This window comes from Seohaeicola sp. (assembly GCF_048006315.1).
Classification (GTDB): domain Bacteria; phylum Pseudomonadota; class Alphaproteobacteria; order Rhodobacterales; family Rhodobacteraceae; genus Seohaeicola.
Map to the genome: position 1 here is coordinate 671,212 of NZ_CP180350.1, position 23,892 is coordinate 695,103.

The window sequence follows — 23,892 nt, forward strand, 5'->3', positions numbered from 1 at the left end:
GGTGCAATGCATATCTTGACGAGGAGCACTTTTGCTCCGGGCTGATATCTTTTGATACATCCGACTGTAACGATTGATCCTTTTTTGCCGGCCTGTTCAAAGGGGCCGGGCAGGTAGTTTGAAAGACTTCCGGGCGCGCAGGGCATTGGGCCGTTGCCGCAGGCTCAGACTGGACAAGGCCAGGGGCACGTATCCCGGCAGCCACAGATGTCTGATCCGATCCGGGAATGAGGAACAGGCGTGAAGCAGGAAACTTTTGTTATTTCGTTTCTCAGCGAACTGGTGCGCACACCCGCATCGGATCTGGATGCTGCCATCACGAAAGTGCTGGGGCAGATCGGCGCGCTCTGCGAGGCCGACCGCGCCTATGTCTTCCTGTTCCGCTCCGACGACATCATGGACAACACGCATGAATGGGTCGCCGAGGGCGTGGCGCCCATGCAGGCGTTTCTCCAGAATCAGCCGACATCGATCCTCGCGTCGAAACGCGATGACCTTGACCGCGACGAGGTCGTCCATATTCCGATGATCAGCGAATTGCCCGACAGCGATCCGGGCAAGGCCACGCTGGTGATGCAGGACATCCAGTCGTTGCTGATGGTTCCGATACATGACGAAGGCCGTCTTGTGGGCTTTGCGGGCCTTGACCGCACAAGGCGCGGCGCGCCCTTCGAGGATGTGCAGATCCAGTTGCTGCGCGCCGTGGGCGACGTGATCCAGTCCTCGCTCATGCGCCGTCAATCCTTCATCGACCTTGAACAGACCAAGCAGAAGCTGGAGCAGACGCTGGCCGCCCTGCCCGACCTGCTGCTTGAGGTCGACATGGACGGCGTGTACCGCGCCGCGCGCCACAACCGCGCGACCTGCTGGTTCACCGAGCCGCAGACGATGATCGGCAAGACGCTGGAAGACGTCCTGCGCCCCGAGATCGCCGCCGAACACCGCCGCCTGATGAGCAAAGTCACCAGCGACAAGGCAATCACTGGCGTCGAACAACAACTGGAGGCGGGCAATCCCGACACATGGGTCGAGGTTTCGGTGTCGCGTCGCGAAGGCGCCAGCCCTGACGATCCGGGGGGATACCTTTTTCTGATCCGCGACATCCGCGAGCGCAAGGCGCACGAGGCCGAACTAGTCGTCGCCCAGGCGCAGCTTGATGCGACCTCGGCGGAACGGGACGCCGCCGCGTCCCGGCTGAACGACATCTCGGGGATCAGTGACGACTGGCTGTGGGAACAGGACCGGGACGGGCGCTTTACGTATATTTCCCGGAACATATGCCGCTTCGGCGTGACGCCCGAGCAGGTGGTGGGACGGTGCCGCGCGGATGTTCTGGATCTTCTGGGGGTGGACCCCATGGATCCCGGCCTTTTGCAGATCAGCGCGAAGATCAAGGCGCACGAGCCATTCCGCGACCTTGTCTACAAGGCCTGCGGTCCGGATGGAAACCCGGCCTATTTCCGGCTCAGCGCCTCGCCCGTCTTTGACAAGCAAGGGAATTTCAGCGGGTATCGCGGGGTCGGATCGGATGTGACCGACCTGCGCCTGCGCGAGGAAGCGGCCCATGAAACCGCGGGCAAGTTCGAGGCGATCATGGCGGCCATGCCGGATCTGCTGGTCGAACTGGACGAGCAAGGGTGCTACACGGGCTTTGTCGCGGGGCCGCACCACCTGCGCGTGCCGGTCGAAGGCACGCTTGAGGGCCTGGCCGTCGAGGATGTGCTGCCGCCCCATGCGGCCAAGGTGGCCCGCGATGTCCTGGAACGCGTGCTGCGAAAAGGCCGGATCGAGGGCGTGCGCTATCCGCTGGACATCGGCGGCGTCCGCCGCGTGTTCGAGATGTCGGCCGCGCGCAAGGATTCATTGCTTCCCGACGGACGGCCCACCGCGATCCTGCTGATCCGCGACGTGTCCAATGACACGGCACAGCGCGAAGAACTGATGAAGATGGGCAAGATCGTCGAGGCGATGACCAATTTCGTCGTCGTTCTGGACCGCGACCGCCATGTCGTCTGGTTCAACCGGGCCTTTGCGGAAAAAAGCGGCTGGTCGCTGGACGAGGTGCGCGGCAAGCTTTTCAAGGATCTGGTGCGTTGCCCCGAAAGCGATCCCGAAACGGCTGAGGCCCTTGACGTGGCGCTGGACAACAATCAGCCCTTCCGCGGCGAAACGGTCAACCAGGACCGCCACGGCAAACGCTATGTCATCGATTTCAACGTGCAGCCGCTGTTCGGGATTGATGGCGAATTGCAGGGCTATGTCACCGTCGAGACGGACATCACCGAACACAAGCGCCAGCGCGTCGAGGTGGCACGCCTTGCCGCCGAAGCCAATGCGATGCGCCAGCGGTTGGAAAACGCCCTGAACGCGCTTCCTGACAGCGTCATCATCTTCGATTCCGAAGATCGCCTTGTGATCGCCAACGACGCCTATCGGCAGATGTTCAACCGGATGGACCCCGCTCTGCGCGAGGCGGCAAAGCTGGAAGACATCCTGCGTCACGGGTTGGTGACGGGCATTCTGCCCGGGGGCGGCGAAGACGCCGACATCGAGAAAGTCCTGGCAGAGAGGATGCGGATCTACGCGCAGCCTCGCTTTGCGGACGAGGTCGAACTGCCGAACGGGCGCTGGGTCAAACGGATCAACGTGCGCACCTCGGACGGGGGCTGCATCACCGTGGCCATCGACATCACCGACCGGCGCAACGAGATCAAGGCGCTGGATGCCGCCAATGCCGAACTGACCAACGCGCTTGCGGAACGCGACATCGTCGAAAAGCAACTGACCAAGGTGATGGAAGGTGCCGCGATCGGGACCTGGGAATGGAACGCCACGCTGCACAGACTGACCGTTGCAGGCCAATGGCGACAGATCCTTGGCTATGGCGAAGAGGACATGCCCCCGCTTGACCTGTGGAGCTTCCGCAAGCTGGTGCACCCGGACGACCTGAAAGTGTTCGACACCATCAGCAAGGTGCATGACGACAACGCGACCGCACTGTCGGAAAGCGAATTCCGCATGCTGCACAAGGATGGTCATTGGGTCTGGGTGCTGTCGCGCAGCCAGATCACCCAATTCGCGGCCGATGGCAGCCCCGAGATCATTGGCGGCGTTCACCTGAACATCTCGGACCGCAAGAAGCTGGAACAGGACCTGGAAGCCGGCAAGACCTTCCTGGAACAGGTCATGGATGCCAGCATCGCCGCGATCGTGGTGATGGATGGCGAAGGCCACATCATCTATGCCAACTCCGAGGCGGAGCGCATTCTGCGCCTGACACGGGACGAAATCACGAACCTGTCCTACAATGCGCCGGACTGGAGCTCGACCCGGCTGGATGGCTCGCCCATCCCGGATGAGGAATTGCCCTTCTCCCTCGCAATCGCGCAGGGATCGGCGGTGCGCGATGTCCGCTTTGCCATTCATTGGCGTGACGGAACCCGGCGTTGCCTTTCGGTGAACGCGGTGGCCATTCACGGCGAGGATGACGAATTGCGCGTCGTCACCTCGTTCAACGACGTGACCGAAGAACTTGCCGCCACATCGCGCCTCGAACAGGCACGGGCCCAGGCGGAAGGGGCCAGCCGCTCCAAGTCCATGTTCCTTGCAAACATGAGCCATGAAATCCGCACCCCCCTGAACGGTGTTCTGGGCATGGCCGAGGTACTGGAAGGCATGCTGACCGAAGAGCGCCAGCGCCGGATGATCGGCACGATCCGCAATTCGGGCGAAACACTGCTGAGCATCCTCAACGACATCCTGGACATGTCGAAGATCGAAGCCGGCAAGATGGAGATCGAACAGGTTGTGTTCGTCGTCGATGACGTGGCGCAGTCGGTACAGGCCCTCAACGCGATCCGCGCCGAGGAAAAGGGGCTGGAATTCCGCGTGCATACCAACAACGGCTGCGCCCTGCCCCTGCTGGGCGATCCGCATCGGATCAGCCAGATCCTCAACAACCTGCTGCACAATGCGATCAAGTTCACCGAAAACGGCAGGGTGACGCTGGCCATGCAGTATCATGGTGACAGCCCGCTCGAGATCGTGGTCACCGATACGGGCATCGGCATGACGCAGGCGCAGGTCTCGCGCATGCTGGAAAGCTTCGAACAGGCCGATGGCAGCATCACGCGGCGTTTCGGCGGCACGGGCCTTGGCATGTCGATCGTCAAACAGCTTGTGGGGCTGATGAAGGGCGAAATCTCGATCGAAAGCGAACCGGGCAAGGGAACATCGATCCGGGTCACGCTGCCGCTGACGGCGGCAGAACCGCTGAAGCTTTTGCAGGAAGCCGCCAACGCGGCCGCGCAGGAGCATCAGGTCAACCTTGGGCACATGCGCGTGCTGGTGGCCGATGACAGCCCGACCAATCGCCTCGTGATCGAAGAGATGCTGTCGGACAGCGGGATCAACATCGCGATGGTGGAAAACGGCCGCGAGGCGGTCGATATCTGGATCGCCAGCCTGGCGCGCGGGCAAGCCTATGACATCGTGCTCATGGACATCTCGATGCCGGTCCTGGATGGCGTCAGCGCCGTCGCCGAAATGCGCGCCCATGAAAAGGCGCATGGTGTCGCCCCGGTTCCCATCATCGCCGTGACGGCCAATGCCATGCCGCATCAGGTGGCCGATTACCTGATCGCCGGTTTCGACACGCACCTGGCCAAGCCATTCAAGCGGGCGGAGTTGCTGCATGCCATCACGACCCTGACCACAGGTTGAAAAGAGATTTACGACTCGCGTCCTCAGGGGTTATCTTTGCCACAAGCACAAAAAACAGGGCACTCAAGCCCCATCAATTTCTTTTTTTTGCCAGATAAAGTTGATTTAACTATCGAAAGTGAGTGCAAAAATCCGCAGCGCCCCTGAAACGAGGCGAGCATTAACGGTGAGTGACGATAAGCCAGTGATGAAATTCAGGATACTTTTAGCAGAAGACGACGAGGTGACACAGCAGATCGTAAGATCCCTGCTGAGTGACTTCGTCGAAATCGATCTGACGGTCGTGGACAACGGGCGTCAGGCGCTGGAGGTCGCCCTGATGCAGGATTTCGACCTCATGATCTTCGACCAGAACATGCCTTACATCAATGGAGACAGGGTGATCAGGCACCTGCGGGCCGGAAACTCGGCCAATCGTGACACCAAGGTGATCAGATTCACCGCCGAAGCCGAAAGCCTCAAGCAGCCCGCGCAGGGCAGCAGCGCCGATGTCATCATGCCGAAACCGATCCGCGGCGCGGAATTCATTTCGGTCATCAGCGGCATCATGGGGCGATCTCACCAGGCCGCGATTAGCACCGCATAAGTTGAAAAATGAACTGAATTCGCCCTACTCTAGACATATTCGACCGGCAGTTTGCGAGGAAAGAATTTGAGAGGATAGGCAGGATGAAAGACCTTCGGATACTCGCTGTCGATGACGACCGGGCATTCCAGATGGTGCTTCAAGGCACGCTGGCACAGCTGGGCTACAACGATGTCACAAGCGTGCCCTCGGCGGCTGCGGCATTGAAAGTGATCCGCAACAGCCCGCAATTGTTCGATGGCTTCCTTCTGGACATCGAAATGCCCGAAGTGGACGGGGTCGAACTGTGCCGCCGCATTCGTGCCATGTCGGTCTATCGCAAGACCCCGATCATCATGGTCACCTCGCTTGCCGACAAGAAATATGTCGACAGCGCCTTTGCCGCTGGTGCCACAGACTATTTCACCAAGCCCCTGGACGAGATCGAATTGCGCGCCCGGCTTCAGGTCATGCGGCAGCTGGTCGATGAACGCCAGCGCGCGCTTGACCTGCTGGACGAGCTGAAATCCTGGTCCGACCTGCCGAAAGCCAACATCAAGTTCGACGCGCCCCTGTCGGTCATCAGCGCCAGCTGGATGGTCGAATACCTGGCGATGCAGAACCATCTGCTGACGCTGAACCGGCTGCAGCTTTTCGGTCATGCCGCCGTGGGCTTTACCGTGACGAATGCGTCCGAGGCGTTCCGCCTGACGGATCACGTGGGCTATATCGACTACCTGGCCAATGTGGCGACCGTGATCGCGGAATCGCTCAAGACTTCCCCCTTCAGCATGGCCCATGCCGGCCAGGGCGATTTCGTCGTCCTGACGAACCGCACAGCCGTCAGCGACCCCAAGAGCATGCAGGAAGAGGTGCGCGCAGGGATCGCAAGTTACCAAAAGCTGTACAACAGCCTTGGGTTGCCGACGCCGGCGATCCAGGTCGGACGACCGGTTTCGGCCAGCATCTTCAGCCAGCGGGCCGAAATCTCGTCCCTGCTCGACCGTGCCCGCATGTCCGCACAGATCGGGCTTGAAGACGGGCAAAACGCACAAAAGCAGTGGAGCTGATCCGATGAGCCTCAGCGCTTCGAAACAACTGCCCGCAGGGCTGCCCGAGGTCCTCCGCGCGGCGCATGATGTTTTCATCAATCTCACGACAGACCGCATCCTGCAGATCGAGGCGCTGACCGTCGCCATCAACAAGGGTGAAGACCCGGAACCCGCCGCCAGGGAGATCGCACAGATCGCCCACAAGATCGCCGGCGTGGCGGGAACCCTCGGGTATCCCGACATCGGCGATCTGGCGCGCTCGGTCGAGCAGAGCCTCAAGGCGGATATCCTGGCCGGTGCGCCGCTGCAGAACTGGAGCAGCATCAACCCGGCGATTGAGGATCTGCTGGACGCGATGGAAGAGGTCATCTGACAGGGATCACAGGCCGCCGCGCCATGTGGCGGGGTCGTGAAGTCAGCGGTCGGCGCGACCGAAGCCCGTCAAGGGCACTCGGCGTCATCAACCCTTGATAGTCAAATGATGACTGCATCGCGTGCCGATGCAGTTTTTTTTCATGTCCCGTCGCCTCCTAAATGGCCTTTCCTCTGCGCTGCCTATTCCGGCGGTGCATCATATGATGCGTGCGCATGTCTGGATGATTTGCGGTCATTCCAAGAATTGACGCACTTTCATCAACAATGAATACCTCTTTTACGTGTATCCCGCTCACTCAACTTTTGAGTTAAAATTCCACATTTCGCAGCAAAAAAACGACGCAGGCGCGAATTGAACGCTGATGCGGCCCTGCCGCAACCTGCCCGCAAAGCTGCCCCAGCACATGGCAAGCAGCAACCAATATACTGTTTTTCTTATTTTTTATCTGATTTCATGGATCGCTGCACAGAACCGTCAAGACGAAAGGCAGCTCGAAAAAAGCCCGCCTAACTATCGCCTCAATCATCCCTTTTTACGGTATCTTTAGGGCAACACCGGCCATTATTCTGTCATATTTCATTTCTCAATGCCTGTTCTTATTGATAGGTTCTTGCCTTGAGAGATGGGGGCGCATCTCAGGAGCAATAGCTCCGGGTATTTTAGGACAGGAGTGAATCCAATGTTCACGGCCAAGAGAAGTTATTTTCGTTTTATGTGCTCCGGCAGTTTGCTGACCCTGGCAGCGGCCTGTGCTCATCCAGAGCCTGTGCCGATCGTGGCGGACATGTACTTCGACAAGTATTCCGCAGCGCAATCGGCGGGCAATGGCGTCGAGTTCTGCGAACTGAAGGTCGAGGATTTCACCCCCGAACTGGTGGCGCAGATCCGGAGCAACCCGAATTACGAGCGCAATCTGGCGATCTGGCTGGAACAGTGCCCCGAGCTTGCCCTGGCATTCGCCGACTTCGGCACGGCATCGATCGCAGGCACGGCATCGCCCGGCGCACTTGGCGGTGAAGCAGAATTTGGCGGATTTGGCGGTATCGTTGACGGTGGTCCCGGCGGCGGCGCGGGCGGTGGCGACACTGGCGGTGGCACAGGTGGTGGCGACACTGGCGGTGGCGACACTGGTGGCGGCGATACCGGCGGTGGTGATACCGGCGGTGGCGACACTGGCGGTGGCGACACTGGTGGCGGCGATACCGGCGGTGGTGATACCGGCGGTGGTGACACTGGCGGCGGCGATACTGGCGGCGGCGATACCGGCGGTGGTGATACCGGCGGTGGTGACACTGGCGGCGGCGATACTGGCGGCGGCGATACCGGCGGTGGTGGCAACGGCGGCGGCGGCAACGGCGGCGGCAACGGTGGTGGCGGCAACGGTGGCGGCAACGGCGGCGGCAACGGCGGCGGCGGTAACGGTGGCGGCGGCAACGGTGGCGGCGGTAACGGTGGCGGCGGTAACGGTGGTGGCGGCAACGGCGGCGGTAACGGCGGCGGCGGCAACGGCGGCGGAAAAGGCGGCGAAGGCAATGGTGGCGGCAAGGGCGGCGAAGGCGGCTCTGGCGGCGACGGCAAGGGCGGCGAGGAAGGTTGCGCTTGCGACAGCCCCGGCGATACCGGCACCTCCTTTGGCTAAGGCACCTGCCTTGTGACTCAAGCAAAGGCCCGGATGGACGATCCATCCGGGCCTCTGCGTCGATCAGCCCCTCCCCTGCTTTCCCTCATTCCAAAGAGACAGCTCATCATGACCTATTTCTTCGGCAAACAGATGAACCTCGCGGTCTGCTTCCTGATTACAGTCTCCGGCAGCGCGGGCGCAGAGGTGCAGGATCCGACCGGGATCAAACGCGCATTTCTGGACCGCTATCTTGCTTGTGCAGAGGCGCCTGGCGATGCGGCCAGGCTCGAGTGCTATGATGCGTTGCTGATGGACATTCCGGCATGGCTGGATGACGCCAGCGACAGCACGGAAGGCGCTGCGCCGTCATGGAGCGAGCAGCCTGTTCAGGCCAGCCAACGGCGCGACGGATGCAGCCATACGCGCAGCGCAGACTGATCCGCGCGCTGACCGGACCGACCCGCGCTTTCGCTTAGCGTGAATGCTGGAATGACGTGCGGGCCGGGCGCGGCAGGGGTGCTGCGGTCTGCTTGCTGCCCTGGACCAGACGCGGTGTCGAAACAGCCTTGTCGTTGCGCAGGATCCCACCATCGATCACAGCCGTCCAGCCTGCGGGATTTCTCGGGTCCTGCATGCGCAAATAGGTATAGCCGGTCTGACGCCAGTGCAGCACCTCGTCGCGCAGGTTGTCCAGCACGAAGTCGCCCTGCACCGTCCGCATGATGAGAACGGCATGCGCATTGCGATCGCGATCCAGAGCGGTCGAGATCAACAGCATCTGCGGATCAAGGCCCGCCTCGATCAGACGCTTTTTCTTGATCAGCGCGAAATCCTCGCAATCGCCACCGCGCCCCGTCGGCAAGGCCCAGTATTCGGGGCGCCCGTATTGCCCCTGGTCCGAGATCGATCTGACCTCGCGGTTGATCTGCCGGTTCATGCGGATCGCCAGATCCAGATCCGGGCCCGAAATCGGCCGCGGCGATGCCGACCTTGAACAGGCCCAGCCATAGCGGGCGCACAGATTGCTGGCACCAGCCGGCGAAGATACCGTCATGCGCGCCGTCAGGAACGCATCCGGAGCGGCAAGAACAGACCCCGCCCCAACCGTCAATGCGGTCACGGCAACCGCCAGCGCAGCCGCGGTCCGGGCCCCCAGAATGCGGCGCGCCGGCTTGCAGCCAGCCCTGTCATGAAGTCGGCTCACCCGATCGTTCATCCTGTGCTCCTCGACGGCTCGGACAGTCCGAGGCTCGGAATAGAGCCTGCTGGCCAAACTTGGCAAAGATCGGGCCAGAGTGGGGTCTTTTCTGCCCGCTTTCGGAAAACCGGGCGATGTCATGCCGAATTTCGCCGCGATTGCGCGAAACAACGCCCAATCTGCCCTTTTTCGGTCAGATTTCACGCTTGCGCTTTTGAAAATGGTCCGAAAAGGCGCGACGCGGCCCCAGGGATCAGAGGCTGGTCGCGAATATCCGGCCCGGTGCGTCTTGCAAGGGGGCGATTCCGGCCAGTTGCGCCATATGCCAGCACAGCACCTGGTTCGATGACAGGACCGGCAGACCCAATTCGTCCTCGAGCGCGGGGATGATGTCGAGCGTGCGCAAATTGGTGCAGGACAGGAATATCCCGTCCAGAACGGTCTGCCGCGTCAGGGCGCGCGCCGCATCGGCAATCGAGGCCGGATCAATCCGGGCGACCCGCGCCTCGACCTCTTCGCCGAAGGACAGGGTTTGCGGCACCTCCAGCCCTGCCGCCTCGAAGGCACGGCGGATCGGCCCTGCGACAGTGGCGACATAGGGCGAGACGATCCCGATGCGCCGCAGTCCCAGGGCGCGCGTCGCGGCCAGTGCGGCGGTCAGCGGATCGGTCACGGCGCGGGTCCGGGCCGCTTGCGCGACCAGCGCATGCACGCGCGCGGCCCCGATCAGCGTGGTCCCCGAGGTGCAGGCATAGGCGATGGAATCGAAATGGGCCGCAGGCGGCAACAGGGTGGCGGCGGGGGCCAGTTCAGCCTCCATCCCGGCGATCGTGTCCGGCGTCAGCTCTGCCCCCGAGGGCACGCGGCTGACATGCAGTTTCACCTGTCGCGGATCAAGAAGGCGGCGGAAATCCTGTTCGATCGTCTCGTCGACCTGCAGAACGATCAGGCCCAGTGTTGGGGGGGTATCCGTGTTCAGCCTGTAGGGGAAGTCTGCCATCACGGGATCACCGGCAGGTCATGCGGCGCGCGCGGCGACAGCAATTCGGGGCCATCGGCGCGCAGGACGATGTTTTCCTCATGCACCATGATGCGCCCCTCTGTGATCACCGCGCCGGGTTCCAGTGTCAGCACCATGCCTTCACGCAGTTCGGTCCGGTCAAGAGCCGTGAACGAGGGCCATTCGGTCAGGGTAATGCCCAGCCCATGCCCCAGCCGCCCGCCCCCCGGCGTGGCCCCGTGGCGGATCAGCCCCTCGCACAGCAGCCGATGTGCATCGCAGGCCAACATGCCGGGGCGCAGGGTCTGCAGCACGTCCTCGGTTGCCCGCCAGATCGCGGCATGGGTGCGGCGCGCCAGATCCGAGGCCGCGCCAATCGCGAAATTACGGTCGAAATCGCAGAAATACCCGTCGCGCACGGCGCCGGTGTCCAGCATCAGCACATCCCCATGTCGCAGGGGCTGCGACCCCGCGGGCGAGATGACATCGCCATAGCCATCCGGCCCCGCGCCACCCGCGACATAGCTGACCCAATCGGCCCCTTCTTCCAGCAGACGCATCTGGAAATCGCGAAAGACCCGATCCAGCGGGCTGCCTTGCCGCGCGAATTCCGGCACCGCATCAAAGGCGCGGCCCGCTATCGCGCAACTGGTGCGTATCCTGGCGATCTCGGCTGGGGATTTGACCTCGCGCACATGCTGGATCACGCGGGTGGCATCGACAAAGCGGCGTGGGGCCAGTCTGGCGCACAGGTCGGCGTAATCGGCAAGCGGCATCCGCAGATGAGTCTCAAGCCCCATCGGCAGGCCGATGCAGCCCTGTTCGGGAACAAGTTCCCCCAGCACCTCTGTCAGCAGGCTGATCCCGTCATCATGCGGATCGGGCGCATCCCAGGTCCGGATCTGCGGCATCCAGGTGCGCGCCATCAGGTCAGCCCCGATGGCGGGGATCACGGCCACCGGATCACCTTTGCGCGGGATCACGACAAACCAGGGGCGCGCGGGGCTTTCCCAGAACCGGGTCAGGAACCCCGTGACATAGAAGATATCCGCCGGTGCGGTCAAAAATAGCGCGTCCAGTCCAGATTGCGCAATCTGATGCTGCAGTCTTGCGGTTCTGTCGCGATATTCTTGCGCAGGAAAGATCAGGGACTGCTCAGGCATCCTCGGGCCCCTCGCTCAGGATCGCAAGAACACGCGCCTCCGGCCCAAGGTCCAGCCCCGCCAGCAAGGCTGACAGCCCCGCCCCGCCGGAGGGTGTGGTCGCCAATCCGCCATCTGCCAGGATCGCGGCGCCTGCGGCAGCCTGGTCATCGGTGATCGTCACGAAGACATCGGCATCGCGCGACAATCCCTTGAGCGCGATCATTGAAGCCGTCTTGCAATCCAGCCGCCCCATGTTCGACACCGGCCCCTGGCTGTCCACAAGCTGCCCGGCGCGGATGCTGTCGATGAGGGCCGGGGCTGCGGCGGGTTCCACCACGATGATCTGTGGCGCGTCACCCCACCTTGCGCGCGCCAGTGCGGCCACTGCGGCGGCCATGCCACCCACACCGGCCTGCAGCAGGATATGGGTGGGCGCGGCGTCGATCTGATCCGCAGCCTCGGCCGCCAGTTGCAGATAGCCTTCCATCACCAGCCCCGGCAGATCGGTGTAACCCGGCCAGGAACTGTCCGACAAAAGCGTCCAGCCCTGCGCCTGCGCGGCGCTTTCGGCGGCGGCCATGCTGTCCTCATAGGTGGCGCCCTCGCGCATGACCTGTGCGCCCTTCGCCTCGAGCCGCGCGGCAAAGGCCTGAGGCACGGTATCGGCAAGGTAGATGACGGCGCGCGCGCCGAAAAGCCGGGCCCCGGCCGCGACAGACAGGCCATGATTGCCCGCGCTGGCCGTCACATAGGTCCGCCCTGTCAGTGCCTTGTCCCATCCCGCGCCCTCTGCGGCGGTCGCGGCCTCGCGCGCGATGGCATGGGCGGCACCAAGCGCCTTGAAACTGCCAAGCCCCATGCGCCCGCGTTCATCCTTGACATGCACCCGCGCCACGCCCGCGCGCCGCGCCAGATCAGGGCAATCGCGCAGCGGTGTCGGCGCATGGGCGGGGCACAACGCCAGCAGTTGACCGACCGCGCCCGCGTCGTCGCAGGGCCAAGGCGCGTCGATCGCAAGGCCCTGCCCGCGCCAGGGGTTGTCGCATCTGTCGATCATTGCCGCCCTCATCCTGCAGGTCATCGCGCGCCAGCCTAGCGCAGGGCGGCGGGCTGTTCCCGGAAACTATGCCCCGATAGAGGCCGGAAATCGGCCTTGGCGGCCCGTCATGCGCGGAAATCCGGCGTGAAGCGTGGCCAAGGCTTCGCTGCGGGCGGGTTTTACGCCATGCTATGTCCATGGACAGATTCGACAGCCTCATCCTCGACGCCCTGCAAGGCAACGCCCGCCTGACCGCCGAAGCACTGGCCCCCTTGGTTGGCCTGTCGCCCGATGCATGCCGCAAGCGGCTGGCAAGGCTGCGCGCCTCGGGCGTGATCGAGGCCGAGATCGCCATTCTGCGTCCCGAACGCATCGGGCGCGGGCTGATCCTGATCGTGGAAGTGACCCTGCAGAATGAACGCATGGCCGACCTGGACCGGTTCAAGGCGCGCATGCAGGCCGCACCAGAGGTGATGCAATGCTACTATGTCACCGGAAACGCTGATTTTTTCCTGATCCTGTCCGCCCGCGACATGGCCGATTACGAAGATTTCACGCGCCGGTATTTCTTTGCCGAGGACAACGTGCTGCGGTTCCGCACAAGTGCCGTGATGGACCGCGTCAAGACAGGGTTTGCCATGCCGGTTGCGACGGACGGCTGAGGGTGCCCCTGCCTGAGGCGCCGGCACCCGCCTAGATCCAGATGCCGGAAAAGACGATCAGCAGACCCGCCGCCCCCATGACCAGGCGCACCGCCGGATGCGCCTTGCCGATGATCGCATGCGAGATCAGGATCAGGCCCAACCCGACACGGATCACCGCGATGAGCGCAGCCAGAGGGCTTTCGGCCAGACGCAGCAGATCGGGATTGGCGATCATGCCCAGCGGGATGATATAAAGCCCGACCCCCAGCGCCATGGCGGTCAGCGCCACCTTCAGCCAGTTTTCACCGATCATGCCTGCCGCGATGAACACCGCACCGCAGACCGGCGGGGTGATGGTGGACAGAAGCGCGAACCAGAAGACGAAAAGATGCGCCTGCAACGGCTCCAGCCCCAGTTGGGTCAGCGCGGGCCCCGCGACCGAGACGCAGATCACATAGGCCGCCGTTGTCGGCACCTCCATCCCCAGCAGCAGACAGGCCAGCGCCGTCAGCAGCAGCGAGGGCCACAGCAACCCGCCCGAGCCTTCAAGGATCAGCGAGGTGATCTTGACCCCAAGCCCGGTGATCGACAGCACACCGATGATGATCGAGGCGCACAGGATGATCGAGGCGATCAGCGACACCTGCCGCGCCGCCGTCATCACCGCATTGATCAGCCGTTCGATGATCTGGCTGCTGCGACTTTCGAAATTCCCGTTGATGAACAGAAGCAGGAACCCCGCCAGAATGGCCATGGCGGCCGAGTATTCGGGCGTGAAGCGGGTGCCGAACATCCCCCACAGCAGAACCGCGAAAGGAACAAGAAAGAACATGGATGTCACGATGACATCGCGCAGGGCGGGGCGATCCTCGGCGGCTACGCCGCTCAGGTCATAGCGTTGCGCATAGGCGTTGATGCCGACCCAGACGGCCATGAAGTACAGGAACGCCGGCAGGATCGCGGCGGCCATGATCTGCGTGTAGGGCACGCCGGTCAGCTCGACCATGACGAAGGCCCCCGCCCCCATCAGCGGCGGCATGATCTGCCCGCCGGAGGATGCGACAGCCTCGACCGCCGCCGACAGGCGCTTGGGATAGCCAAGCCGTGTCATGGCCGGCAGGGTGATCGCCCCGGTCGAGGCGACGTTGGCCGAGGCAGAGCCCGAGATCGACCCGAAGAGCGCCGATGAGATGACAGACACCTTGGCCGCACCACCCTTGAGGCGACCAGCGGCGGCGGTGGCGACATTCATGAACCCCTGCCCCGCCTCGCCCGCGTTCAGCACCGCGCCGAAGATCACGAAGATCGACACGACCCCCACCGATACGCCGGTCAGGCTGCCCCAGATGCCGCCTTCCGCAATGGTCAGCGTGCCAAGATAGCTTTCCAGCGGCGTGCCGGAATGGCCGAATTGCCCCGGGATATGCTGGCCGTAAAGCCCGTAAAGCAGGGCCGCCAGCGCCACGATCGGCAAGGGCCAGCCGATGGTGCGCCGCGCGGTTTCCAGCGTGACCAGCAGCAGCACCACCGCCACCGCGATCTGGAAGTTGCCCTCGAGAAACCCGTATTGATCGCCAAGCCGGTCGCTGTTCACCGCGATCCAGAGTGCTGCCGCCACACCCAGGCTCGCCAGAACGATGCCCGACAGCCAATGCGCCCGCGTTCGCGCGCCCAGCACCAGCGCAAAAGGCAGGATGAAGGCCATGTGCAGGGGCCTGCTGACAAGGTTAGGCACAAGGCCCGAAAAGATCAGAGCCAGATGATAGCCGACAAGCGCCACCGCAAGGGTCAGCCAGAATGCCGCTGCAAGACGACTCTTGGGAAGTATGTCCATCATCCGTGCTTTCGGAAAGGTTGCGCGTCGGGCGCAGCCCGGTGCCATGCACGGGCTGCGCCCTGAAGCGCGTCAATCAGCGCTTACATCTGCGCGTCGGTCAGGGCGATGCCCGCTTCCTTGTAGTAGCGGACCGCGCCGGGGTGGATCTTGCCTGCGATGGTGGCGATCAGACCGGCGTCGACCCCGGCCCACCAGGGGGCGGTATCGGCCATCTTGGCCTTGCTTTCCCAGAAGGTCTTGGTCAGCGCATAGGCCGTGTCGTCATCCATCTGCGTGGTGGTATAGGCCACAACCGGCAACGAGGTTGTCGCGATATCCGCGGTCTGACCGGCATAGGTGCCCGCCGGAATGGTCAGGCTGGTGCGCTTGGTCGCGGCGATCTGCTCGGGCGTCAGCGACAGAACGGTCACCGGGGTCGAGGCGGCCGCCTCGATCACATTGGGGGCGGGCCAGGACCCGGCCGTCACGAAACCGTCGATCTGGCCGTTCTTCAGCGCGGCCACCGCGTTGGACAGTTCCGCATCCGCAATCGTCACCTTGTCGGTCAGACCGAAGAGGCCGATGTATTTCTCGCCTTCCGTGGCCCCGAAAGACCCTTTGCCCAGCAGGATGGTCTTGCCCTCAAGCCCGGTGATATCGGTCACGCCACTGTCGGCGGACATCACGAAATGCATCGTCAGCGAGGGGATCGGGAACAAGGCGCGGATCTCGTCGAACTTGGGATCACCCTTGCCCTCGAACATCGCCTTTCCGGCCTGCGCCAACCCTACCAGTGCGGGCGGGGTGGTGAACACGTAATCGGCGCCGCGTGCCCGCGCTTCCATCACGTTCTGCACCGATCCCTGGCTTTCCTCGATCGTGACGATCACGGCCCCGTCGGTGCCGGCCTTCATCGCCTCGGCCAGTTCCACACCCATCTGGTAATAGGACGACCCGGCCTTTGCCGATTTGTAGGTGATCCGCGTTTCGGCCGAAGCCATCCCGGCGCAGAGCCCCGTCACGGCCAGCGCCGCGGTGATGGTGTTGAAAAATGTCATGGCTTTTCTCCTCCTCAGAACATGTCTCCGGGAATCGTTATATGGATTGCAGGGCGCATCGCGACCGCAAATGTGCATCCAATGCGAAAAACCTGCGCGCCAAGACCACCACGACCGCGCACCGCGCGCCCATGCTTGCGCCGCATCGACAGTCTGAAACGGAAAGTGGTGCCCCCACACGGACTCGAACCGCGGACCCACTGATTACAAATCAGTTGCTCTACCAGCTGAGCTATAGGGGCACTGCGCAGTGCGTTTACGCAATCCCGGCGCGGGTGGCAAGTGGGTTTGCGCGTCAGCGATTGGTTCGTGCCAGAAGACCCACGGCCGCAAGGCCCACCAGGATCACCAGGATCGCGGCGGGGGCTGCATCGCCAAGGTTTTCAAGGCTCGCCTGATCATGCACCCGTGTTGCCAGCGTATTGTAGTTGAATGGCCGCAGCAGCAGCGTGGCGGGCAGTTCCTTGACGCAATCCACGAAGACCAGCAGTAGCGCCGAAGCGATGGAGCCCCGGATCAGCGGATAATAGACCTGCCCCAGCACCTGCCCCTGGTTGCGGCCCAGTGACCTTGCGGCCATCGGCAGGCTGGGCGAGACCCGTCCCATCGCCGCATCCGCCGCCCCTTGGGCGATCGCGAAGAAGCGCACGGTATAGGCCAGCACGAGCGCCGTGGCCGACCCGGTCAGCAGCAAGCCCACATCCACACCTGTCATCGCCTCGATCGTGTCGGCGATCCGGTGATCCAGCGCCGCCAGCGGAATCAGCAACCCCACGCCCAGCACCGCGCCCGGCGCGGCATAGCCGATGGTGGTCAGGGGCAGCAGAAGTCGCGGCAGGCGACGGCCGGACAGGCGCACGCCATAGACCATGAACACGCCTGCCAGCACGGTCACGGCGGCAGCGATGCCGCCCACGGTCAGCGTATTGAACAGGGCGCGCAGCAGCGCGGGATCGGCCCAGCGATCCGCGTTGTTCAGCGCATGATAAAGGATCACGCCAGCCGGCAGCACGAAGCCCACGACAAAGGGGATCAGGCAAAGCAGCGTGGCAACCCAGCCTGCCGGGCCTTGCAAGGCCACGCGCTCGACCGCGCGGTGGCGCGTCGACAGGTTGAAGAACCGGATGCGGCGGCGGCTGGATTTCTCGAGTGCGACAAGCATGATCACCAGCGCCAGCACGACCGATGCGATCTGCGCAGCACCCGCCGCATTCCCGGCTTCCAGCCAGACGCTGAAGATGCCGGTGGTCAGTGTCTGCACCGCGAAGTAATCGACGGCACCGAAATCGTTGACCGTCTCCATCATCACGATGGCCATGCCCGCCGCGATCGCCGGCCGCGCCAGCGGCAGGCCCACCCGGCTGAAGCGTCCCCAGGGGCCCGCCCCCAGCGACCTTGCCACCTCCTCGGCGGCGGCGGATTGTTCGCGAAAGGCCGCGCGCGCCAGCAGGTAGACATAGGGGTAAAGGGCCGCCGTCAGCACGAAGATGGCGGACCCCATCGACCGGATCGGTGGAAACCAGTAATCGCGCGAGGTGCTCCAGCCCATCATCTGGCGCAGCCATGTCTGCACCGGGCCTGCATATTCGAACAGGTCAACCAGGGCATAGGCGCCGACATAGGCCGGGATCGCCAGTGGCAGCAGCAGCAGCCATTCCAGCCAGCCCGACAGCGGAAAGCGATAGCGCGACACCAGCCACGCCGCGCCGGTGCCGACCAGTCCGGCCAGCACACCCACGCTGAGCATCAGGATCGCCGTGTTCTTGAGGTAACGCGGCAGCGTGGTCGAGATCAGGTGCGGCCAGATATTCTCGCCCGGGGTCATCGCGATCCAGACCACCGACAGGATCGGCAGGATCACGATGGCCGCGATCAGCAGCGCCCCGAACGACCAGGGGCTCAGCAGCGGGGCCAGCAGACGGCGCCAACCCGGCTGGGTCCTGTTGATCAGGGTGATGTCGCTCATGTCTGCCCTGCGTCTCCCGCGTGTCGCATTCCGGGGCGTTGAATGCCCGAATACGGTTCAACTGTCCAGAAAAGAGCTTATAGTCCGCAGGATAACTGTCCAGCAAGGCGAGAGAAAGACAGGATGCACATCGTTCTGCACGCGGGCGTTCATGCCACCGACGAGGATCGGCTGATCAAGTGCATGCTCAAGAATAACGAGGCTTTCGGAAAGCTGGGCGTGGCCGTGCCCGGCCCTTCGCGCTACCGGCGGCTGCTGCGTGACACGCTGCATGCCATGAGCGAGGGGGCCCCCGCCCCCGATGCCCGCGAGGTACTGCTGGATGCAATCCTCGAGGGCGATCCGCCCGACCGCATGATCCTGTCGAACGACAATTTCTTTTCGGTGCCGAAGCTGGCCGTGGGCAAGGGCGTGTTCTATCCGGGCGCCGAGGTGAAGCTTGCGCGCCTACGCGCGCTTTTCCCGCATGACCAGATCGAACTGTGCCTGGCCCTGCGCAATCCGGCGACCTTCCTGCCTGCCGTCTTCGCACTGGCCCCCGACACGGATCTTCTGGAATTCATGAACGGGTCCGATCCGCTGAACCTGCGCTGGTCCGAAATGCTGGGACGGATCCGGCATGCCGTGCCGGATATCGAGATCACCGTCTGGTGCAACGAGGATACGCCGCTGATCTGGGCGCATCTGATCCGCGAGATGGCCGGAATCGCGCCCAATACCAAGATCATCGGCGGGTTCGATCTGCTGTCCGAGATCATGTCGCCCGCCGGCATGAAACGGTTTCGCGCCTATCTCAAGGCGCATCCGGTCATGACCGAAATCCAGAAACGGCGGGTCATCGCGGCATTCCTGGACAAGTTCGCGCTGGATGAAGAGATCGTGGAAGAGGTCGATCTGCCCGGCTGGACCGATGAATTGATCACGCAGGTGACAGAGCTTTACGAGGAAGACATCTTCGTGATCCAGCGCCTTCCCGGTGTGGAACTGATCGTTCCCTGACCCCGGCTCTTGGCCGCGCGAAGGCATGGTGAGCGCGGCCCGCAACGGGCCGCCGTGGCCCCCCGTGCGCCGTCAGATCATGCCAAGTGCTGCCTTGTACATCTCGAGGACGGCTTCTTCCTCGGCGATATCGTCCTTGTCGCGCTTGCGCAGGGAAATGACCTTGCGCAGAACCTTGGTGTCATAGCCGCGGCCCTTTGCCTCGGCCATCACTTCCTTCTGCGCGTCGACGATATCCTTCTTCTCGGCCTCCAGGCGCTCGTAGCGTTCGATGAAAGCGCGCAGTTCTTCGGCGGCAACGCTGTAGGTGGCATCGGTGCTTGTGTCGCTCATGGTCTCGGGCCTCCGGTTGGACGCTCTTCCCTACCGCCCGCCCCGGCGCCCTGCAAGACCGTTGATGCGAAAAGGCGACGCGTTGCGGCATGCGAAGCGATGCGATATGGCAAGGGGGCGAAACAGGAGCAAGAACATGCAAGGATTGATATGGGGGGGTGCGGTCGTGTCCGTCGCCGGTTTGTGCGGGTTGATCTGGTGCATCTTCAAGGTTGCCGCCGCGAAACGCGCCAACCTGTCCGACGATGATCTGCGCGCCGTCATCCAGGGTGTCGTCCCAATCAACCTCGGCGCGCTATTCCTGTCGGTGATCGGCTTGATGATGGTCGTGATCGGTGTTTTCCTGAACTGATCGGCGGGCGGGCGGCTCAGCCCGGTATCGTGCGCCGCTTGCGTCCGATCCGGTTGAGCGCGTCGAAAGTCTCGCCTTCCTTGATCAGCGCCGCGAAACCCGGATCGGGTGTGTAGATCGCCGGATCCTCGACGGTGAACCGCTTGAGCGCCTGCAGGATGTCGAACAGTCCCACCAGATCGGCGGCTTTCATCGGCCCGCCGTGCCAGCGCGGAAACCCGTGCGCGTTGATCATCACCGTGTCGATGTCCGACGGCCTGAGCGCGAAACCCGCCCGCAGGGCCCGCGCACCGGCATTGGCCATGGCAGCCACCGCGCGCAACACGATGGCTTCGGGGGCCAGGGCGGGGCCTTGGGCGACCCGACGGCCGGGCGCAAGATCAAGGATCGCCAGAACGGCCGGATCATCATGGGGCTGCCCGTCCTGCCACAGGAAATAGCCGCGCCCTGCCCCCTGCCCGGTCCGGCCCGCCATCACCAAACGGTCAAGATCGTCCAGATATGCGGGCGCAATGGCCGGTTCATGGTCCAGTGCCAGACGCGCCGTCACGTCGCGCCCGCGGGCCAGGCAGGCATCCAGACCCTGCATGTCCATCTGCCGAAACAGGCCTTGGGCAAACCCGTGCTCGATCAGCGCGTCGTCGATCTCGGCCGGGGTCGCACCAAGGCGCAACATGCTGGCGCCCGCGCCGCGCAATGCGGCCATGACCGGATCGCCCAGGCCGCCGCCGCCCGTCCCGCTGCGCACCACGATGCGCCGCAGCCTGTCACGCAGCAAGGCGACCACGCGCGCCACCGTCATGTCGGACGTGCCCCCGCCGGGGATCACCTCGGCCAGGCGGGTCAGATGGGCCGGTGCAGGCAGGCGCAGGCCGACAACCTGCGCGGGTCGCGACGTTGCGGCGGCGATCCGGTAGATCGGGTGCCGCGCCGAGGTCGTGACCAGAATGGTGCCCTCGCCTGCAACGCGGTCCAGCGCGGTCATCACCTGTGTCTTGGTCGACAGGATATCGGCCACCACCTCGATCAGCAGATCGGCACCCGCCAGATCCGCCAACTCGGTCGTGCCACGCCAGAGCGCCCGGCGGCGCGGCAGATCCGCCTCGGGTATGCGGCCCGCCTTGACCAGTTGCGCCAGCATCGCCTCGACCCGGCCTTCCAGCGCCAGAAGGGCCGCATCATCGCGTTCGAAATGCAGGACCGGCAGGTTGCCTTCAAGGCAGGCGACGGCCAGGCCCGCGCCTTGCGCACCGCCACCCACGATCCCGGCCTGTTGCAACTGCGGCGCCGTGGCCGGTGGCACGCGCGCCAGTTCGGGCATGTTGGGCGCGCGCCGTTCGGCGAACATCGCATGCCGCAACGCCTTGGACAGATCCGAAGCGACAAGGTCCTGAAAGGCAACCCCCTCGTAGGACAGGCCGGCCTGGTAGGGCAGAAGGCCAGCCGCCTCGATGCAATCGACGATCCGGGCGCCCGCGATATTGGGGCTCAGGGCCACTTGCGCGCGCCGCGCGGCGATGGCCGCGGCATTGGCCGCGAAATCGGCCAGCCCTTCGTCCCGGTCGCCGCTGCGGCGCAGGGCATCGCCCGCAGCGCTGCGTTCACCCAAGCCCCGCGCCACGCCCAGCGCAGCCGCAATGGCATCGTCATCCTCGCCGATCAGAAAATCCACCAAGGGCTTGAGCGCGCGCGCGCGCAACAGGCGTGGATGCTGGGTCAACAGCAGGTCCAGCGCCCCCTGCGCCCCAAGTATGCGTGTCAGGATCTGCGTGGCCCCCGCGCCGGGGCAAAGCCCGATCATCACGTCGGGAAACCCGATCGAGGCATCCGCCGTGGCAACGCGCGCATGGGCGGCCAGCGCAAGTTCGACCCCTGCCCCATGGGTCAGGCCATGCAGCACAGCCACCACGGGCTTGGGGCTGTCTTCGATCTTGCGGCACAGATCCGCCGGACCGGGGGCGGCAAAGCCCGTTTCGGCCTCGCGCAGGTCAAGACCCGCCGACAGGCCGCGCGTCGGCGCCTCGCCCAGACCGGTCAACAGGATGGCGATGATGCCGGGATCCGCGATCGCCTCTGACAGCGCCTGATCGAGTTCGGCGCGCATGGTCCGCGTCAGCGTGTTGGATGGCGGATCGGCCAGCCTGAGTATGGCAACCCCGTCGCGTTGCTCCTGCCGGATCGTCCTGCCCACGCCGTCAGCCCCTTTTCCGTTCACCCAGCCGCCGGGTCATTGCCCGGCGGAAGGCCTGCGGACATCCCCGCCCGCAAAAGCCTGGCGCAACTGTGCAAAATCAGGTGCCTGTCTGGCAAGACCTGTTCGGGCACCGATAGGCATGAAGGCGAGCGAAAAGCCGCATTCACACGGGAAGGTTGTCGAACTGGGATTTAACCTGACCATCGGTCAGCATCGCGTCCAGTTCACGCAGGCGGTCGGGGATGGCATAGCCCTCGCGCTCCAGCCGTTCACACAGCCTGTGCAGGTCGCCCTGCAACTGCGCGCGCTCGGCTTCCGGCGTCGCGCGGATCAGGGCCTCCAGCTGGGTGATCGGCTGCAGCATTTCCATTGGCAGCTGTTCGGTCATGCAAAGCTCCTTTTCAGGGTGGTTTCAGTGATCGGCCGCGCAGGCCTTGCAGAAGGGTGTCGCCGGCAGGACATCCAGACGCTCTTCCGAGATCTGCGCGCCACAGAGGGTGCAGATGCCATAATCGTCCGATCTGATCCGCTGAAGCGCCGCCATGATGCGCCGGATCTCGTCCAGCCCACTCCGGCCAAGGCGTTCGAGAACCTGATCGCCCTCGGTCTCGATGGCCATGTCATCCCAGTCCTTGGTATGGGGCTGGTCCAGCTCTGCCTCGATCGCGTGAAGACGGCTATCCAGTTCGGACAGGCGCTTGAGCAGCGTGGCACGGCGGTCTTGAGGTGTTTTCATTCGCGAGTCTCCCTTCTCCCTTGTCACTCTGTCACCGGGGCGTCACATCAACATTGATGCAGGTCAAACCCATCGCCCCAAGCGGGTGAACGCGCGGGAAACCGTCACGCAAGGCGGCAAGGCCGGGGTAGGATGGACATAGGCCTTGATACACATGCAGATCACAATATATGTTTCGCAAAATGGAGGACATGTTCATGACACCTGAGGTCAAGGCCTTTTTCGACGAAGCCACCAATACCGTCTCCTATGTGGTGAAGGACCCATCCGGCAGCGCCTGCGCCATCATCGATTCCGTGCTGGATTTCGACTATGCTTCCGGGCGCACCGATACGCGCTCGGCCGATGAGGTGATCGCCTATGTGCGCGCCCATGCGCTGGACGTGCAGTGGCTGCTGGAAACCCATGTCCATGCCGATCACCTGTCCGCGGCGCCCTATATCCAGGAACGGGTCGGCGGCAAGATCGGCATCGGCGATCGCATCAAGGTCGTGCAGGACACGTTCGGCAAGGTCTTCAACGAAGGGACCGAGTTCCAGCGCGACGGCAGCCAGTTCGACCGCCTGTTCGAGGAAGGCGACAGCTTCATGATCGGGCAGATGCGCGGCGATGTGCTGCATACGCCGGGTCATACGCCCGCCTGCCTGACCTATGTCATCGGTGACGCCGCCTTCGTGGGCGACACGCTGTTCATGCCGGATTTCGGCACGGCGCGTTGCGATTTTCCGGGTGGCTCGTCCGAGGTGCTGTTCAATTCGATCCAGAAGATCCTGGCCCTGCCGGATGAAACCCGGATTTTCGTGTGCCACGACTACAAGGCGCCGGGACGGGATGAATATGCCTGGGAAACCACTGTGGCGGCGCAGAAAACTGGCAATATCCATGTGGGCGCCGGCAAGGACCGCGACAGTTTCGTCAAGATGCGCGATGCGCGCGATGCCCAGCTGGCCATGCCCAAGCTGATCATCCCCTCGCTGCAGGTGAACATGCGCGCAGGGCAGATGCCGCCTGCGGATGAAAAGGGCGATGTGTTTCTGAAAGTGCCGGTCAACAAGCTTTGACCACCCATCCGGACG

21 protein-coding genes and 1 tRNA gene are annotated in these 23,892 nt (G+C 63.7%); 10 read left to right on the top strand and 12 right to left on the bottom strand.

The window, feature by feature from the left end; genetic code table 11:
* The first annotated feature begins 240 nt into the window (after nt 1-240).
* From ACMUJL_RS03350 to ACMUJL_RS03375, 6 genes are all read left to right on the top strand, one after another.
* On the top strand, nt 241-4,722 hold the full coding sequence (locus ACMUJL_RS03350; RefSeq protein ID WP_375570442.1) for a PAS domain S-box protein: 4,482 nt from the start codon (nt 241-243) through the stop codon (nt 4,720-4,722).
* Nucleotides 4,723-4,840: 118 nt separating this feature from the next.
* Nucleotides 4,841-5,308, top strand: coding sequence for a response regulator (locus tag ACMUJL_RS03355; protein ID WP_138177079.1), 468 nt, complete (start codon nt 4,841-4,843; stop codon nt 5,306-5,308).
* An 83-nt stretch (nt 5,309-5,391) separates the two neighbouring features.
* A complete protein-coding gene (locus ACMUJL_RS03360; RefSeq protein WP_375570440.1) occupies nt 5,392-6,357 on the top strand; it encodes a PleD family two-component system response regulator in 966 nt (321 codons plus the stop codon).
* A gap of 4 nt (nt 6,358-6,361) precedes the next feature.
* Complete coding sequence (locus ACMUJL_RS03365; protein WP_068293068.1) at nt 6,362-6,712, top strand: Hpt domain-containing protein; 351 nt, start codon at nt 6,362-6,364, stop codon at nt 6,710-6,712.
* A gap of 730 nt (nt 6,713-7,442) precedes the next feature.
* Nucleotides 7,443-8,354 carry a hypothetical protein gene (locus ACMUJL_RS03370; protein WP_375570438.1) on the top strand — a complete coding sequence of 304 codons (912 nt, stop codon included), beginning with the start codon at nt 7,443-7,445 and terminating at the stop codon, nt 8,352-8,354.
* 33 nt (nt 8,355-8,387) lie between these two features.
* Nucleotides 8,388-8,774 carry a hypothetical protein gene (locus tag ACMUJL_RS03375; protein WP_375570436.1) on the top strand — a complete coding sequence of 129 codons (387 nt, stop codon included), beginning with the start codon at nt 8,388-8,390 and terminating at the stop codon, nt 8,772-8,774.
* Between the two features lie 34 nt (nt 8,775-8,808).
* Here the strand turns inward: ACMUJL_RS03375 and ACMUJL_RS03380 are convergent, their stop codons facing one another.
* The 4 genes from ACMUJL_RS03380 to ACMUJL_RS03395 all read right to left on the bottom strand — a co-directional run bounded on the left by ACMUJL_RS03380 (nt 8,809) and on the right by ACMUJL_RS03395 (nt 12,736).
* A complete protein-coding gene (locus tag ACMUJL_RS03380) occupies nt 8,809-9,552 on the bottom strand; it encodes a transglutaminase-like cysteine peptidase (protein WP_068291587.1) in 744 nt (247 codons plus the stop codon).
* A gap of 235 nt (nt 9,553-9,787) precedes the next feature.
* Nucleotides 9,788-10,534, bottom strand: a complete 747-nt coding sequence (locus tag ACMUJL_RS03385; protein WP_375570434.1) for an Asp/Glu racemase — start codon at nt 10,532-10,534, stop codon at nt 9,788-9,790.
* Nucleotides 10,534-11,697 carry a M24 family metallopeptidase gene (locus ACMUJL_RS03390; RefSeq protein ID WP_375570432.1) on the bottom strand — a complete coding sequence of 388 codons (1,164 nt, stop codon included), beginning with the start codon at nt 11,695-11,697 and terminating at the stop codon, nt 10,534-10,536. Before ACMUJL_RS03390 ends, ACMUJL_RS03385 begins: the two co-directional genes overlap by 1 nt.
* Nucleotides 11,690-12,736 carry a pyridoxal-phosphate dependent enzyme gene (locus ACMUJL_RS03395; protein ID WP_375570430.1) on the bottom strand — a complete coding sequence of 349 codons (1,047 nt, stop codon included), beginning with the start codon at nt 12,734-12,736 and terminating at the stop codon, nt 11,690-11,692. The genes ACMUJL_RS03390 and ACMUJL_RS03395 overlap by 8 nt, the downstream gene beginning before the upstream one ends.
* 179 nt (nt 12,737-12,915) lie before the next feature.
* On the opposite strand from ACMUJL_RS03395, the gene ACMUJL_RS03400 reads away from it, so the two are divergent.
* Nucleotides 12,916-13,380, top strand: coding sequence for an Lrp/AsnC family transcriptional regulator (locus ACMUJL_RS03400; RefSeq protein ID WP_416914122.1), 465 nt, complete (start codon nt 12,916-12,918; stop codon nt 13,378-13,380).
* 31 nt (nt 13,381-13,411) lie between these two features.
* Here ACMUJL_RS03400 and ACMUJL_RS03405 read toward each other — a convergent pair whose 3' ends face one another.
* The 4 genes from ACMUJL_RS03405 to ACMUJL_RS03420 form a co-directional block, all read right to left on the bottom strand.
* The gene (locus tag ACMUJL_RS03405; protein WP_068291595.1) at nt 13,412-15,196 is read right to left on the bottom strand and encodes a TRAP transporter permease; all 1,785 of its coding nucleotides are present in this window, start codon (nt 15,194-15,196) and stop codon (nt 13,412-13,414) included.
* 83 nt (nt 15,197-15,279) lie between these two features.
* Nucleotides 15,280-16,236 carry a TAXI family TRAP transporter solute-binding subunit gene (locus ACMUJL_RS03410; RefSeq protein ID WP_375570426.1) on the bottom strand — a complete coding sequence of 319 codons (957 nt, stop codon included), beginning with the start codon at nt 16,234-16,236 and terminating at the stop codon, nt 15,280-15,282.
* 166 nt (nt 16,237-16,402) lie between these two features.
* Nucleotides 16,403-16,478 (bottom strand) — tRNA-Thr (locus ACMUJL_RS03415).
* Between the two features lie 53 nt (nt 16,479-16,531).
* Nucleotides 16,532-18,202 carry an ABC transporter permease gene (locus tag ACMUJL_RS03420; protein ID WP_082896333.1) on the bottom strand — a complete coding sequence of 557 codons (1,671 nt, stop codon included), beginning with the start codon at nt 18,200-18,202 and terminating at the stop codon, nt 16,532-16,534.
* A 123-nt stretch (nt 18,203-18,325) separates the two neighbouring features.
* Between ACMUJL_RS03420 and ACMUJL_RS03425 the strand changes: the two genes are divergently transcribed.
* Nucleotides 18,326-19,201, top strand: a complete 876-nt coding sequence (locus ACMUJL_RS03425; protein WP_068291616.1) for a hypothetical protein — start codon at nt 18,326-18,328, stop codon at nt 19,199-19,201.
* 72 nt (nt 19,202-19,273) lie between these two features.
* Here the strand turns inward: ACMUJL_RS03425 and ACMUJL_RS03430 are convergent, their stop codons facing one another.
* A complete protein-coding gene (locus tag ACMUJL_RS03430) occupies nt 19,274-19,534 on the bottom strand; it encodes a DUF2312 domain-containing protein (RefSeq protein WP_068291618.1) in 261 nt (86 codons plus the stop codon).
* Between the two features lie 136 nt (nt 19,535-19,670).
* Between ACMUJL_RS03430 and ACMUJL_RS03435 the strand changes: the two genes are divergently transcribed.
* Nucleotides 19,671-19,886 carry a hypothetical protein gene (locus ACMUJL_RS03435; protein WP_068291619.1) on the top strand — a complete coding sequence of 72 codons (216 nt, stop codon included), beginning with the start codon at nt 19,671-19,673 and terminating at the stop codon, nt 19,884-19,886.
* A gap of 16 nt (nt 19,887-19,902) precedes the next feature.
* Here the strand turns inward: ACMUJL_RS03435 and ACMUJL_RS03440 are convergent, their stop codons facing one another.
* From ACMUJL_RS03440 to ACMUJL_RS03450, 3 genes are all read right to left on the bottom strand, one after another.
* Nucleotides 19,903-22,077: a 3-hydroxyacyl-CoA dehydrogenase NAD-binding domain-containing protein gene (locus ACMUJL_RS03440; protein WP_375570422.1), complete on the bottom strand. Its 2,175-nt coding sequence runs from the start codon at nt 22,075-22,077 to the stop codon at nt 19,903-19,905.
* 166 nt (nt 22,078-22,243) lie between these two features.
* Nucleotides 22,244-22,468 carry a hypothetical protein gene (locus tag ACMUJL_RS03445; RefSeq protein ID WP_416914123.1) on the bottom strand — a complete coding sequence of 75 codons (225 nt, stop codon included), beginning with the start codon at nt 22,466-22,468 and terminating at the stop codon, nt 22,244-22,246.
* A 24-nt stretch (nt 22,469-22,492) separates the two neighbouring features.
* The gene (locus ACMUJL_RS03450; RefSeq protein ID WP_068291627.1) at nt 22,493-22,816 is read right to left on the bottom strand and encodes a TraR/DksA family transcriptional regulator; all 324 of its coding nucleotides are present in this window, start codon (nt 22,814-22,816) and stop codon (nt 22,493-22,495) included.
* 197 nt (nt 22,817-23,013) lie between these two features.
* Between ACMUJL_RS03450 and ACMUJL_RS03455 the strand changes: the two genes are divergently transcribed.
* Entirely contained in the window at nt 23,014-23,877 is an 864-nt protein-coding gene (locus ACMUJL_RS03455) for an MBL fold metallo-hydrolase (protein ID WP_375570418.1), read from the top strand.
* Nucleotides 23,878-23,892 lie beyond the last annotated feature (15 nt).

Excerpts from the sequence above, each read along its gene's own strand:
- ACMUJL_RS03390 (WP_375570432.1), bottom strand. The coding sequence starts at position 11,697 with ATGCCTGAGCAGTCCCTGATCTTTCCTGCGCAAGAATATCGCGACAGA.
- ACMUJL_RS03360 (WP_375570440.1), top strand. The coding sequence starts at position 5,392 with ATGAAAGACCTTCGGATACTCGCTGTCGATGACGACCGGGCATTCCAG.
- ACMUJL_RS03435 (WP_068291619.1), top strand. The coding sequence starts at position 19,671 with ATGCAAGGATTGATATGGGGGGGTGCGGTCGTGTCCGTCGCCGGTTTG.
- ACMUJL_RS03455 (WP_375570418.1), top strand. The coding sequence starts at position 23,014 with ATGACACCTGAGGTCAAGGCCTTTTTCGACGAAGCCACCAATACCGTC.
- ACMUJL_RS03405 (WP_068291595.1), bottom strand. The coding sequence starts at position 15,196 with ATGGACATACTTCCCAAGAGTCGTCTTGCAGCGGCATTCTGGCTGACC.
- ACMUJL_RS03410 (WP_375570426.1), bottom strand. The coding sequence starts at position 16,236 with ATGACATTTTTCAACACCATCACCGCGGCGCTGGCCGTGACGGGGCTC.
- ACMUJL_RS03445 (WP_416914123.1), bottom strand. The coding sequence starts at position 22,468 with ATGACCGAACAGCTGCCAATGGAAATGCTGCAGCCGATCACCCAGCTG.
- ACMUJL_RS03400 (WP_416914122.1), top strand. The coding sequence starts at position 12,916 with ATGGACAGATTCGACAGCCTCATCCTCGACGCCCTGCAAGGCAACGCC.
- ACMUJL_RS03380 (WP_068291587.1), bottom strand. The coding sequence starts at position 9,552 with ATGAACGATCGGGTGAGCCGACTTCATGACAGGGCTGGCTGCAAGCCG.
- ACMUJL_RS03425 (WP_068291616.1), top strand. The coding sequence starts at position 18,326 with ATGCACATCGTTCTGCACGCGGGCGTTCATGCCACCGACGAGGATCGG.
- ACMUJL_RS03375 (WP_375570436.1), top strand. The coding sequence starts at position 8,388 with ATGGACGATCCATCCGGGCCTCTGCGTCGATCAGCCCCTCCCCTGCTT.
- ACMUJL_RS03365 (WP_068293068.1), top strand. The coding sequence starts at position 6,362 with ATGAGCCTCAGCGCTTCGAAACAACTGCCCGCAGGGCTGCCCGAGGTC.
- ACMUJL_RS03395 (WP_375570430.1), bottom strand. The coding sequence starts at position 12,736 with ATGATCGACAGATGCGACAACCCCTGGCGCGGGCAGGGCCTTGCGATC.
- ACMUJL_RS03420 (WP_082896333.1), bottom strand. The coding sequence starts at position 18,202 with ATGAGCGACATCACCCTGATCAACAGGACCCAGCCGGGTTGGCGCCGT.
- ACMUJL_RS03450 (WP_068291627.1), bottom strand. The coding sequence starts at position 22,816 with ATGAAAACACCTCAAGACCGCCGTGCCACGCTGCTCAAGCGCCTGTCC.
- ACMUJL_RS03385 (WP_375570434.1), bottom strand. The coding sequence starts at position 10,534 with ATGGCAGACTTCCCCTACAGGCTGAACACGGATACCCCCCCAACACTG.
- ACMUJL_RS03430 (WP_068291618.1), bottom strand. The coding sequence starts at position 19,534 with ATGAGCGACACAAGCACCGATGCCACCTACAGCGTTGCCGCCGAAGAA.